Source organism: Krasilnikovia cinnamomea (assembly GCF_004217545.1).
In the GTDB taxonomy this organism is placed as follows: domain Bacteria; phylum Actinomycetota; class Actinomycetes; order Mycobacteriales; family Micromonosporaceae; genus Actinoplanes; species Actinoplanes cinnamomeus.
In genome coordinates, this window is sequence record NZ_SHKY01000001.1 from 1,177,760 (window position 1) to 1,190,423 (window position 12,664).

At 70.1% G+C, this 12,664-nt stretch carries 9 protein-coding genes; 8 read left to right on the top strand and 1 reads right to left on the bottom strand.

Annotated features, from left to right (window positions below):
* Positions 1-14: 14 nt before the first annotated feature.
* The 4 genes from EV385_RS05125 (at position 15) to EV385_RS05140 (ending at position 5,595) form a co-directional block, all read left to right on the top strand.
* Positions 15-443 carry a PPOX class F420-dependent oxidoreductase gene (locus EV385_RS05125; protein WP_130508408.1) on the top strand — a complete coding sequence of 143 codons (429 nt, stop codon included), beginning with the start codon at positions 15-17 and terminating at the stop codon, positions 441-443.
* 236 nt (positions 444-679) lie between these two features.
* Positions 680-3,469, top strand: a complete 2,790-nt coding sequence (locus tag EV385_RS05130; protein ID WP_130508409.1) for a putative bifunctional diguanylate cyclase/phosphodiesterase — start codon at positions 680-682, stop codon at positions 3,467-3,469.
* Between the two features lie 63 nt (positions 3,470-3,532).
* The gene (locus EV385_RS05135; protein ID WP_242624717.1) at positions 3,533-4,579 is read left to right on the top strand and encodes a LacI family DNA-binding transcriptional regulator; all 1,047 of its coding nucleotides are present in this window, start codon (positions 3,533-3,535) and stop codon (positions 4,577-4,579) included.
* Between the two features lie 194 nt (positions 4,580-4,773).
* Positions 4,774-5,595 carry a hypothetical protein gene (locus EV385_RS05140; protein WP_130508410.1) on the top strand — a complete coding sequence of 274 codons (822 nt, stop codon included), beginning with the start codon at positions 4,774-4,776 and terminating at the stop codon, positions 5,593-5,595.
* 4 nt (positions 5,596-5,599) lie between these two features.
* On the opposite strand, the gene EV385_RS05145 is transcribed toward EV385_RS05140, so the two are convergent.
* Entirely contained in the window at positions 5,600-6,322 is a 723-nt protein-coding gene (locus tag EV385_RS05145; RefSeq protein ID WP_130508411.1) for a dienelactone hydrolase family protein, read from the bottom strand.
* A gap of 1,242 nt (positions 6,323-7,564) precedes the next feature.
* Between EV385_RS05145 and EV385_RS05150 the strand changes: the two genes are divergently transcribed.
* The 4 genes from EV385_RS05150 to EV385_RS05165 all read left to right on the top strand — a co-directional run bounded on the left by EV385_RS05150 (position 7,565) and on the right by EV385_RS05165 (position 12,657).
* Positions 7,565-8,593 carry an ABC transporter permease gene (locus EV385_RS05150; RefSeq protein ID WP_130513089.1) on the top strand — a complete coding sequence of 343 codons (1,029 nt, stop codon included), beginning with the start codon at positions 7,565-7,567 and terminating at the stop codon, positions 8,591-8,593.
* Between the two features lie 31 nt (positions 8,594-8,624).
* A complete protein-coding gene (locus EV385_RS05155) occupies positions 8,625-10,373 on the top strand; it encodes an ABC transporter substrate-binding protein (protein WP_130508412.1) in 1,749 nt (582 codons plus the stop codon).
* A gap of 168 nt (positions 10,374-10,541) precedes the next feature.
* A complete protein-coding gene (locus tag EV385_RS05160) occupies positions 10,542-11,519 on the top strand; it encodes an ABC transporter permease (RefSeq protein ID WP_130508413.1) in 978 nt (325 codons plus the stop codon).
* Between the two features lie 49 nt (positions 11,520-11,568).
* Positions 11,569-12,657 (top strand): ABC transporter ATP-binding protein, encoded by a 1,089-nt coding sequence (locus tag EV385_RS05165; protein ID WP_130508414.1) that lies wholly within the window; start codon positions 11,569-11,571, stop codon positions 12,655-12,657.
* Positions 12,658-12,664: the final 7 nt, after the last annotated feature.

Below are 12,664 nucleotides of genomic sequence, written 5' to 3' on the forward strand. Positions count from 1 at the left end.
CATAGAGTGGTCCCATGTCTGAGCAAGGTCTGTGGGATCTCGTCGTCGCCGCCAACCTGGGCACGCTCGCCACGATCAAGCGCGACGGGCGGCCCCAGCTGTCCGATGTCAACTACACCGCCGACGCCGCCGCCCGGGTGCTGCGCATCTCCACCCGTACCGAACTGGCCAAGGTCAAGAATCTGCGGCGCGACCCCCGCGCCAGCCTGAAGGTCACCGCGCCCGGCGGAGCCGGGTACGCGGTCGTCGAGGCGACCGCCGAGCTGTCCGCGCCCGCCGCCGACGAGCACGACGCCACCGTCGAGGAGTTGATCGAGGTGTACCGGCAGGCCGCGGGCAAGGAGCACCCCGACTGGGACGACTACCGGCGGGCGATGGTGGCCGACGGCCGCCTCGTCCTGCGCCTGCGCGTCGAGCGCCTGTACGGCTGGGTGCTGTCCTGACCCCCGGCCGCATGCCGTGACGTGCGGCACGTAGGCCGCGGTCCTTAGCCGCCTCCAGCCGTGCGGCGCAAGGGCCGGAGGTCCCGCACGGCGGCTCAGGGCAAGGCGGCAACCCGATTGCACCCCGCGCCGGGCGTCTCCACCGCAGGTTTGTCTCAAGGTCGCACGGCCCGGACCCGATGTCTGCGGCATGGCCACCCGACCCGCAGGGCGTTCCCCTGGAGCCGGAGATAACGATGGCAGCGGTGACTGACGCGCCGGTGCCCACCGCCGCGTCCGAGCGCCGCGCGCCGCACCGGCGCGCCTGGGCGCGGCTGGGCGTGCTGGTCGCCGTCGTGGTGGCCCTCTTCGGTGGCATTCTGGGCACGGACCCGTTCGGTGCCGGTGCCTCCCGGATGATCTCCATGGTCGGGCTCGCGGTCGCCGCGCTCGTCACGGCCACCACCATCCTGATCCGCTCGCGGAGGTACACCGGTCGCGGCCGGCTCGGTTGGACCCTGGTCGGGCTCGGCGTGCTGTCCTGGGCACTGGGCCAGCTGTGCTGGCTCTATCTGGCTCTGGTCCACGCCGACAAGCTGCCGTTCCCCTCCGTGGCCGACATCGGCTTTGCCGGCATGGTCCTGCTCACCCCTGCCGGCCTGCTGGTGCTGCCCGCGGAAGCGCAGACCCTGGCGAACCGTGCCCGCAGCCTGCTCGACGGGCTCATGGTCGCCACCTCGCTGGCGCTGGTCGCCTGGCTGGTGGCGATCGAGCCGCTGCTGCACGCGGGCGGCAACGGGGGCCTCGCGCTCGCCATCAGCCTGGCGTATCCCCTGGCCGACATCGTGATCGTCACGATCGTCGTCTACATGTTCGTGTTGCGCCGCCGCACCCACGCGGTGACCGTGCGCCTGGCGTTGGTCGGCACCGGTATGACGGCCTTCGCGGTCGCCGACATCGGGTATGCGTACTTCAACCTGGTCGGCACGTACGCCTCCGGCGCGGTCACCGACACCGGGTGGTTCGCGGGCTTCGCGTTGCTCCTACTGGCGGCGTGCGCGCCGGACCAGGCCGACGATGTGCCCAAGGAGCGGGTGGAGACCCGGCGCCCGATCGGGGTGCTGCTGCCGTACGTGGCCGTGCTCGTCGCGCTGGCCGTCTGCATCTGGTGGTCGTCGCGCAACGGCTACAGCAGCACGTTCATCACCTACACCCGGACCGCGCTGACCCTGCTCATCGTGGGCCGCCAGCTGCTGGCCCTGGCCGAGAACCGCAACCTCACCCGGACCCTGGAGTTCCGCGTCGCGGACCAGACCGCCGAGCTGGCCGCCAGCGAGCACCGGTACCACGCCCTCGTGCAGTACGGCTCGGACGTGATCACGGTCGTCGACCCGCGGGCCCGCGTGCTGTACCAGAGCGAGTCGGTGCAGCGGGTGCTGGGATTCCGCCCGGGGCACCTGACCGGGCGCGTGCTGACCGAACTCCTGGACACCGAGTCGGCGCAGCGGCTGACCGGGGCGCTAGCGGCGGTCCTGCAGCGGCCCGACGAGAGCGTCGTGGTGGAGCTCCTGGTCCCGCACCGCAGCGGCCGGCCGCGCCAGGCCGAGATGACGGTGACCAACCTGCTGGCCGATCCGAACGTGGGCGGCCTCGTACTCAACACGCGCGACGTCAGCGATCGCAAGCAGTTGCAGGATCAGCTGGTGCACGCGGCGTACCACGACGCCCTGACGCAGCTCGCCAACCGCACGCGGTTCCACGAGCAGGTCTCCACGGCCCTGCGGCAGCGCACGCCCGACACCGACGTGACCGTGCTCTACCTGGACCTGGACGGGTTCAAGGAGGTCAACGACAGCCTCGGCCACCTTGCGGGCGACCGGCTGCTCGTCGGAGTCGCGGAGCGGTTGCAGGCCTGCGTCCGCCCGGGCGACCTGGTGGCCCGCTTCGGCGGGGACGAGTTCGCGGTGCTGGTGCAGGCGCCCATCGACGCACCGGACGCCGAGCGGGTCGCCCGCCGCATCCTCGCGGGCTTGCACGAGCCGTTCACCTTCGACGGCCGCGACCTGCACGTACGGGCCAGCATCGGGCTCGCGGCCGCCGGCACCGGTGGCGAGTCCACACCCGGTGGGGTGGAGCGGTTGACCGGTGAGGCGGCCGAGGCCGAGCAGCTCATGCGCAACGCCGACCTGGCCATGTACCGGGCGAAGTCGGCGGGCAGCGGCCTGGCCAGCTACGACCCGGAGATGCTGACCGGTCTGATCCAGCGCCTGGAGCTGGAAGCCGACCTGCGGCTGGCGTTGGAACGCGACGAGCTGCTGCTGCACTACCAGCCGACGATCGATCTGGCGGACAACCGGGTGGTGGGTTTCGAGGCGCTGGTGCGCTGGCAGCACCCGACCCGCGGCCTCATCGAGCCGATGCAGTTCATCCCGATGGCCGAGGCGACGGGCCTGATCGCGCAGGTGGGCCGCTGGGTGATCACCGAGGCGTGCCGGCAGGCCGCCGCCTGGAACGCCGAGGGCGCCGAGCCGGTGACCATGGCCGTCAACGTGTCGGTCCGCCAGTTCGACCGGACCGACCTGGCCTCCGAGATCGCCGAGCAGCTCACGGCGTCCGGCCTGCCCGCGGACCGGCTCTGCCTGGAGATGACCGAGAGCGTGCTGATGACCGACACCGAGGAGAACCTGGCGCAGCTGATCCGGCTCAAGGCGCTCGGGGTACGCCTCGCGATCGACGACTTCGGCACGGGCTACTCCTCGCTGGCGTACCTGCGGCGGTTCCCGGTCGACACGTTGAAGATCGACCGGTCCTTCGTGGAGCGGCTGGGTGAGCAGGCCGACGACGCCGCGCTGGCCGAGACGATCGTGCAGCTCGGCGAGAGCCTGGGGATGTCCACGGTCGCCGAGGGTGTCGAGGAGTACGGCCAGCTCGCGGCGTTGCGCGAGATGGGCTGCAACGAGGCGCAGGGCTTCTACTTCTCCCACCCCGTGCCCGCCGACGAGGCCCACCGCCTGCTGCTGGAGGGTGCGGCGGCACACCGCCCCTGACCAGGCCGGTCTGAGAAAACGCTTCCCGCGCCACCCGCCGAGCCCGGTGTTATAACAATCGCCATGAGTACGTGGCCCCCGCGCGGTGGGCGTAACCCCACAATGGACCAGGTCGCCCAGGCGGCGGGGGTGTCCCGGGCCACGGTGTCCCGCGTCATCAACGGCGCGCCCACGGTCGACGCGAAGATCCGCGAGGTGGTGCAGCGCGCCATCGCCGAGACCGGCTACGTGCCCAACGGCGCCGCCCGCACCCTGGTGACCCGCCGGACCAACTCGGTCGCCCTGGTCATCTCCGAGCCCGAACGCCCGAACGACTCGTCGTTTCTCAACCGGGTCTTCACCGACCCCTACTTCGGCCGGATCACCGCCGGGGCCACCGGCGCGCTGCGCCCCCACGACATCCACCTGGTGATCGTCCCGACGGACTCGTCCGGCCACCACCACGTGCTGCGCTACCTGCGCCAGGGCCACGTCGACGGGGTGCTGTTGATCAGCAGCCACGGGCGGGACCGGCTCCCCCGGCTCGTGTTCGACCTGGGCATCCCGGCCGTCGTGTCGGCCCGGCCCCCGCGGTCGCTGGCGGTCAGCTACGTCGACGTGGATCAGCGCCTCGGCGCCCGGCTGGCCGCCGACCGCCTGCTGGCCCGGGGATGCCGCCGGCTCGCCACGATCACCGGGCCGCTGGACTCCCCCGCCGGTCACGACCGCTTCGACGGCTTCCGGTCGTACCTGGCCGCCCACGGCCTGTCCGAGGTGCCGTACCTGGAGGGCGACTTCACCCGGGCCGGGGCGGAGCGGCTCACCCGCGAGCTGCTGGGTCGCCACCCCGAGGTGGACGGCCTCTTCGTGGCCAGTGACCTGATGAGCGAGGGGGCGCTGCGCGCGGTGCAGGACCTCGGCCGCCGGGTGCCCGAGGACGTCGCCGTCGTCGGCTTCGACGACAGCAGCGCGGCCCTGGACTGCCGGCCGCTGCTGACCACGGTCCGCCAGCCCGTCGAGGAGATGGCGGCCGAGATGGCGGGGATGCTGCTGGCGCACATCGCCTCGCCCGGGCGGCTGCCGGACTCGGTGACGTTCCAACCCACCCTCGTCGCCCGCGACACCGCGTAAGCGAGCGAAGTGAGGGCCCAGCCGGCCCGGCGAAGCGAGTGCCGCTAGCGCCCGCCCGGCGAGTCCCGCGTCGGTCAGCGCCGCCGGACGGGGGTCCCTCGGAAGGGGTGCGCCGTCACCCGCACGGGCGGGGCGCCGATCGCAAACCCGACAGGCCGACCGGCCCGACGCGCCGGGCCGGTACAAACGGCTGCATGTCCGCCGATTTCCTGACCATCGACAGCCCTGCCGACGTCGCCCTCGCGGCGCGGGCGTTGCACGACGGGCGGGTGGTCGCCACCGCGTTCGGCAACATCTACGCCATCGTCGCCGAGCCGTCGGCGACGGCCGTTCGCCGGGTCAATCTCGCCAAGGGGCGCCCGGCCGGTCAGATCGGCAGCGTCACGGCCGCCGCGGACGGCATCCCGGCCCTGTTCGACTGGACGGAGGTCGCCCGGCGGCTCGACGTCCCGCGACTGGCCGCGCTGCTGGTGGCACTGGCCCGGACGGGACCGATCGGATTCCGCGGCCCGGCCGCCCCGCACCTGCCCGAGCACCTGACCCAGGTGGACGCCGGAGTCCGTACCGCCCAGGTGATCACCCCCGGCACCGCGTGCCCGTCCAACGCGCTGTTCGCGCAGGCGACCGCGGCGCTGGGCCGCGACCACCTGTACGTCACCTCCGCGAACCGTTCCCGGCATGCGACCGGGGCGGCGGAGGAGCCCGCGCACTGGCGTGCCGCCGAGCTGGAGGTGGACCTGCGCCACATGCCGGACCTGACCGTCATCGCGCACCGCGACGAGGAGGCGGCCCGCAACGCGTACCCGCGGCATCTGCCGATGTCCGTGACGCTCGTGTCGTTCCACGACCCCGGCACCGGCCCGTCCCCGATGCTCACGGTGGAGCGGCACGGATCCCTGCACCTCTCGGACGTACGGCGGATCGCCGCGCCGCTGGGCTTCACCGTCACACCGGGCCGGGCCGCCGCCCAGCGCCTGCCGGTACGCGCGTACGCGCGGGCACAGGCCCCGGCCTGAACGATCAGCGCAGGTGCTCGGCGAAGAACGACTCGATGCGCTGCCACGCGTCCGCGGCGGACCCGGGCTCCGGACCGATCTTCGCCATCCGCATGAGCGGCCACAGGATCTTGGGACCGGTCGGTCCCTCGTTCAGGAACGAGTGCCCGGCGGCCGGGTACTCCTTGACGTCGTGCGGCACCCCGGCCCGGGTCAGCGCGGCGGTCAGTTTGGGGGCCGACCCGCGCAGCCAGTCGCGACCCGCGTAGCTGGCCACCACCGGGCAGGCGCCCGCCATGGTGCCGTCCAGGTCGCGAGGCAACTCGCCGTAGTTCGGCGCGGCGGCGTCGTAACGGCCCGTGCCGGCCAGCATCAGCGCGAAGTTGCCACCGAGGCAGAAGCCGATGACCCCAACCTTGCCGGTGCACTGCGGCGAGGCGGTGAGCCAGCCCCGGCCCGTCTCCAGATCCGTGAACGCCCGGCCCTCGCCACGCCGGGCGGCGCGCACCGTCGAGACCAGGCAGCGCCGCATACCGCCGGCGCTGTAGAGGTCGATCGCGAGGGTCAGGTATCCGGCGGCGGCGAGCCGGTCGGCGTGGCGCAGCACCACGTCGGTGAGCCCGAAGGACTCGTGGATCACCAGCATGCCCGGCCACGGTCCGTCGCCGGGCGGCGTGGCCACGTATGCGCGCAGCGTCGGGGAGCCGGCGTTGGCCGCGCTCGCCTCGCTCAGATCGACGAATCCCATTGTGATCATCCTAGTGACGCGCGGCGCGGGTGGACATGACCCGCGGCAGGTTCTGCCCTTGCGGGCAATGACCGGGCCACCGTGGAACGGCCCCGCATACGGTGACCGCAGGTTGATCGGTCGCAGCCCGCGGGCGGCCACCGATCGCGCCGAGAAGATCCTCACCGGACTCGCCCCCGGCCCACTGAGCCCGCGCCATTCCCCGGACCGAAGGCGCGGTCCGGGGAATGGCCCGAAGCTCGATCAACCGAATCGCACCACCGCCCTACTGAATAGGCGCGAACCGGACTATCGGGCATCATTCCGTGCGACGTTGAACTGAGGGCGAACACATTTGCACGGAATTGTCGGGCGAAAGGGCCACCGGCGGACGGATCTCGGCCGTTCGCGGCGATCCCGGTCAGGACGGCGACGGTCACGGCGCCGCCGGGCCGGACCGTGCGGGACCCGGAGGCCCGCGCCCGTGCGGGCGCCCCCGGGCGGTCGCCCCAGGGGAGGGGGCGACCGCCCGGGACGGCCGCCCGACCAGCTACCGGGCGCGGAATTGACGCGAACGATTACCCATCGGCACCCACCGGATACGGCTGCCGGTTTCCCCGGTACGGCATCATGCGTACGCGGTGAGGGCGCACAGCCGGTCGCCACATTGACGCCGATGCGTTCTCGAGTGCGATTCCCCGCCTTCGCCCGGCGTCGTGGCTGTGGCGAAGGACACCGCGCGGCACCCCCCGAACGCCTCCCCGGGCCCCTCGAGGGCACCCGATGGGCACCTTCTGAGCCGACATCCATGTCGCGCCGGATCGCGCGGTTCCGTCGATATGCCCGGCTCGTCACCGAAGATCTTCCCGTTGATCATGCGTCCTGCCGTGGCGCTTCCCGCGACACGCCGCCGAGCACGAAACCCGCCCGAAACACTTGACCGGAGGGTTGGCAAATCCGATGCAAGTACCGTGGGCACTATGGCCGTTACACCATGTGATGAAGAGCGACGCCTACCCGACATAACGGTCAGGCGAAAAGTCCGCCTTCTCGCTGGTCCTTGGTGTTTGATCGTTATGTGTGGTGGGGACTTGTGACGGCGATCATGGCCCATCGCACCTGAGCTGTTATTCATTCGATGCGTCAACTCATTTCCTAAGGCCCACTTGCCGACTACGTTCCAAGCGCAGCGTCCGAATACCTCTCACGCACGACGCACGTGGAGGTGTCGTGTCCCATGGAGGTGACTAACGCGTGGAACCGATGATTGAGGAAGCCGATCTCACGAGGACCGGCCTACCGTCCGGCTCGGGACCCACGTCCGCCGCGAACTCCGCGACGGAGAAGAAGACCGGCAAGACCCGGGGCAAGTCCCCGACCGGCATCGCCCTGGCGCGCCTCCGCAAGGACAAGGTCGCCGTCGTCTGCGCGAGCATCTTCATCTTCTTCGTGCTGATCGCGATCTTCGCGCCGCTGCTGGCCAAGCTGGAGGGCCAGGACCCGACGACGTACCACCTGGATCTGATCGACGACTACGGCTTCCCCACCATCGGGCCCACCAGCGAGCACTGGTTCGGCGTCGAGCCACGCACGGGCCGCGACCTGTTCGCCCGGTTCGTCTACGGGGCCCGGCCGTCCCTGCTGGTCGCGGGTACGGTCACGATCGTCACCACGATTGTCGGTGTGATCGTCGGCCTGATCACCGGCTTCCTGGGCGGTTGGATCGACCGGACCCTCTCCTGGGTCATCGACTTCGTCCTGAGCCTGCCGTACCTGCTGTTCGCGATCGCCGTCCCGGCTGCGCTGCTGGCGGTGTTCATCGGCGCCGACGCGGAGAACGCCTCCGCCGAGGACGTGGCCACGGTGCGCTTCTACTCCCTGATCATCGTCCTGTCGTTCTTCGGCTGGGCGAGCCTCGCCCGGCTGATCCGCGGCGAGGTGCTGTCCCTGCGCGAGCGTGAGTTCATCTCCGCCGCGAAGGTGCTCGGCGTACCCACTCGCAAGGTGTTGTTCAAGGAACTGCTGCCCAACCTGGTGGCGCCCATCGTCATCTCAGTCTCGATGGCGCTGCCCAGCTACATCGTCACGGAGGCGGGCCTGACCTTCCTCGGCGTCGGTCTCTCGGAGCCCACGCCGTCCTGGGGTCTGACCATCGCCGCGGCGCAGAACTTCTATCGGGCCGATCCGCTGTACCTGTGGATCCCGGTCCTGGCCATCACGATCCTGGTCCTGGCACTGAGCCTGCTCGGTGACGCAGTCCGTGACGCATTCGATCCCCGCACCCGACGGTGACGTGGTGACGCCCAGTATGAGAAGAGGAGATATGGCAAGGCGACTTAACGTGGCCGTCGCGGCGACCGCCGCCGTGGCCCTTGGCCTGACCGGCTGCAGCAGCCCGTCATCGAACAACGAGAACTCGGGCAACAAGGCCGACACCGGCAAGATCACGCAGCAGCAGAACGCGCTCGACCCGAACGCCAAGGGCCCGGCTCCCGAGGTCCCCGGCGCTCGCAAGGGCGGCACCCTGCAGGTGGTCGCGCAGACCACCCCGAACACGTTCGACCCGACGGACATCTACTACGTCGACTCGAACGAGATCGGCAAGCTGCTGTTCCGTACCCCGACGCAGTTCGACATCCGCAACGGCAAGCCGACCCTCGTGCCGGACCTCACGGACCTCGGCACCGTCTCGGCCGACAAGCTGACGTGGACGTTCAAGATGCAGCCGGGCATCAAGTACGAGGACGGCACCCCGATCAAGGTCGAGGACCTGGCGTACGCGATCAAGCGCTCCTTCGCGCACGACATCTACGCCAACGGCCCGTCCTACCAGATGCAGTTCTTCAAGGACGGCGAGAAGTACAAGGGCCCGTACAAGAGCGGCGACAACTACTCCGGCGTGGAGACCCAGGGCACCGACACCCTGATCATCCACCTGGCGAAGCCGTTCTCGGACCTGCCGTTCTACATGACCTTCCCGATGTTCACGCCGATCCCCAAGGCGAAGGACACCAAGCAGGACTACAAGAACCACCCGCTGGCCACCGGCCCGTACATGTTCAAGAGCTACGTCCCGGGCACCTCGCTGAACCTGGTGAAGAACCCGCATTGGGACGCGAACACGGACGCGGCGCGGCACCAGTACCTGGACGGCATCGACTTCGCGTGGGGCGCGGACGCGGTCAAGGCCCAGCAGGCCGTGCTGAACAGCAAGAACCCCAAGGACGCGAGCACGATCAGCTACGACGTTCTCGACGCCACGCTGATCCCGCAGCTCAACGGCGAGAAGAAGTCGCAGCTCGTCCAGGGTGAGAGCCCCTGCACCATCGTCGTGAACATGGACACCCGCAAGATCCCGCTGGAGGTCCGCAAGGCGATCGCCAAGGCGTACCCGAGCGACCAGATCTGGAAGGTCGCGGGCCTCAACGACTACGTGGCGGAGCCGGCCAGCACGGTCCTGCCGCCGTCGGTCCCGGGCTACACCAAGTACGAGCCGCTGCCGGACCTGACCGGCCGTGGCACCGGTGACCCGGAGGGTGCGAAGAAGCTGCTGGAGGCCGCCGGCAAGCTCGGCTTCGAGGTCAGCTGGTACTTCGACAACACCAAGCCGCAGACGCAGCAGACCAGCCAGGTCCGTGCGGACGCGCTGACCAAGGCGGGCTTCAAGGTCAAGCCGATCGGTGTCGCCACCGCCGACCTGCGCGCCAAGCTGTCGAACTACGACGCCCCGGTCAACCTGGGCCAGAGCCCGTCCGGCTGGTGCTCCGACTGGCCGTCCGGTGGTTCGTGGTTCCCGGTGCTGTTCCAGACGCACAGCATCGCCGACGGCCAGAGCTGGGGCATGCTGAGCGACCCCGCCCTGGACAAGGAGATCAACGACGTCGCGAACCTGCCGGCCGACCAGGCCACCGCCAAGTGGGCCGAGCTGGACAAGAAGATCATGGGGATGTACGTCGCCATCCCGCGTTACTACGACAAGATGGCTGTCCTGCAGGGCACGAACGTCGGCACCACGGTCGGCGACCCGACCATGGGCATGCCGCTGTTCACCTCGATGTACCTGAAGAGCTGACGCTCTTCTAGCAGGACCCGGGGTGGTCCGGCCCGCCGTCACCGGCGTCGCCGGACCACCCCGGACACCAACCACACCCCCCATGCCGCGCGACGGCCGACCGGCCGGCATGCGGCGTTCTCCCCCGGGACACGAACCCGGCGCCGTGATTTAAAAGAGGAGCAAGCGGTGCTGCTGTACATCCTTCGGCGCGTCCTGAGCGCGATATCGGTCGTGATCGTGACGCTGGTGGCCAGCTTCGCGCTGTTCTTCTTCGCACCGACGGACCCCGCCGGGGTCATCTGCGGCCCTCGCTGCACCCCCGAGCGCCTGGCGAACATCGAGCAGAGCCTCGACCTCGACAAGCCGGCCGTCCAGCAGATCGCCTCCTACATGAAGGGGCTCGTGGTCGGCCGGGAGTACACCTCGGGCGGTGTCACCCAGCACTGCTCCGCGCCCTGCATGGGCTACTCCTACACACTCGGCCAGCCGGTCACGAAGCTGCTGGCGAACGCGTTGCCGGTCACGATCTCCATCGTCATCGGCGGGGCCGTCGTCTATCTCACCTTCGGCATCCTGGCCGGCACCATCGCCGCCCAGGTCCGCGGGACACCGATGGACAAGTTCACGGTCGGCACGACCCTGGTGATCGCGTCCTTCCCGTACTTCGTCTTCGCCCTCCTGGTCGCGCTGTACGCGACGTTCCTGCCGCAGTCGGGCTGGACCCCGTTCACGGAGAATCCCTGGGCCTGGGCGACCGGTCTGGTCGCGGCGTGGCTGTGCGTCGGCGTGACCAACGCGGCGTCGTACACCCGCTACTCCCGGGCCTCCATGATCGAGTCGCTGGGTCAGGACTTCGTCCGCACCGCCACGTCCAAGGGCATCAGCCGGCGCCGCGTCGTCTACCGTCACGGTCTGCGCGCCGCTCTCACCCCCGTTGCCACGATCTTCGGCATCGACCTGGCCTTCCAGCTCACCGGCGCCATCTTCACCGAGAGCATCTTCGGCCTGCCCGGGCTCGGCCTGCTCACCCTGCGCGCCTTCGGCCAGTACGACCTGCCCGTCCTCATGGGTGGCGTGCTCGTCGGGTCGGTGGTGCTCGTGGTCATGAACCTGATCGTGGACATCGCGTACACGGTCCTCGACCCGCGGGTACGGCTCGGATGATCCCGACCGCGCCCTCCATCCCCGATATCCGCAGCACGAAGGCGGCAGCATGAGCGACCAGACCATCCGCGCCCCGCACACGGTGACGCGCGTTCCCCGCACCCGCGCGGAGAACGAAGAGGCCTACCTCGAGGTCACCGACCTGCAGGTGCAGTTCCCGACGGCCGACGGGCTGGTCAAGGCCGTACAGGGGCTCAGCTACTCGCTGCCGCTGCGCCGCACGCTCGCCATCGTGGGCGAGTCCGGGTCGGGCAAGAGCGTCTCCAGCATGGCCGTGATGGGCCTGCACGACCGCAAGACCGCACGGATCTCCGGCTCCATCAAGGTGGGCGGCCGGGAGATCGTCGGCATGAGCGACAAGGACCTGGAGGCGTTCCGGGGCGGCGACGCCGCGATGATCTTCCAGGACCCGCAGTCCTCGCTGCACCCGTACTTCACCGTGGGCGACCAGATCATGGAGGCGTACCGGGCGCACCACAGCGTGAGCAAGAGCAAGGCGAAGCAGCGCGCGATCGACATGCTCGGCCGCGTCGGCATCCCGAACCCGAAGCGGCGCGTCGACAACTACCCGCACGAGTTCTCCGGCGGCATGCGCCAGCGCGCGATGATCGCGATGGCGCTGGTCAACGACCCGAAGCTGCTGATCGCGGACGAGCCGACCACCGCCCTGGACGTGACCGTGCAGGCGCAGATCCTCGACCTGATCGCGGACCTGCAGCGTGACTTCGGCTCGGCGGTCGTCTTCATCACCCACGACCTCGGGGTGGTCGCCGAGATCGCCGACGACATCATGGTCATGTACGCCGGTACGGCCATCGAGCACGGCCCGGTCGACAAGATCCTGGGCAGCCCGCTGCACCCGTACACGTGGGGTCTGCTGGAAAGCATCCCCGCGCTGACCGGAGAGCCCCAGCCGCTGCACCCGATCCCCGGCTCCCCGCCCAGCCTGCTGGCGGTGCCCAGCGGCTGCGCGTTCCACCCGCGCTGCGAGTACCGCGGCCGGGTGAGCGGCGACCTGTGCTTCACGACCCGGCCGGAGCTGGTGGCGCGGACCGCCGACCAGGGCCGCGCGGCGCGCTGCCACCTGCGCGATCCCGACCAGGTGTTCGCCAACGAAGTTCTGCCCCGGCTGCCGTAAGGACTCC

What these genes read in the sequence shown, in the direction of transcription:
- EV385_RS05125 (WP_130508408.1), top strand. Translation starts at nt 15, where the DNA reads ATGTCTGAGCAAGGTCTGTGGGATCTCGTCGTCGCCGCCAACCTGGGC.
- EV385_RS05130 (WP_130508409.1), top strand. Translation starts at nt 680, where the DNA reads ATGGCAGCGGTGACTGACGCGCCGGTGCCCACCGCCGCGTCCGAGCGC.
- EV385_RS05135 (WP_242624717.1), top strand. Translation starts at nt 3,533, where the DNA reads ATGAGTACGTGGCCCCCGCGCGGTGGGCGTAACCCCACAATGGACCAG.
- EV385_RS05140 (WP_130508410.1), top strand. Translation starts at nt 4,774, where the DNA reads ATGTCCGCCGATTTCCTGACCATCGACAGCCCTGCCGACGTCGCCCTC.
- EV385_RS05145 (WP_130508411.1), bottom strand. Translation starts at nt 6,322, where the DNA reads ATGGGATTCGTCGATCTGAGCGAGGCGAGCGCGGCCAACGCCGGCTCC.
- EV385_RS05150 (WP_130513089.1), top strand. Translation starts at nt 7,565, where the DNA reads ATGATTGAGGAAGCCGATCTCACGAGGACCGGCCTACCGTCCGGCTCG.
- EV385_RS05155 (WP_130508412.1), top strand. Translation starts at nt 8,625, where the DNA reads ATGGCAAGGCGACTTAACGTGGCCGTCGCGGCGACCGCCGCCGTGGCC.
- EV385_RS05165 (WP_130508414.1), top strand. Translation starts at nt 11,569, where the DNA reads ATGAGCGACCAGACCATCCGCGCCCCGCACACGGTGACGCGCGTTCCC.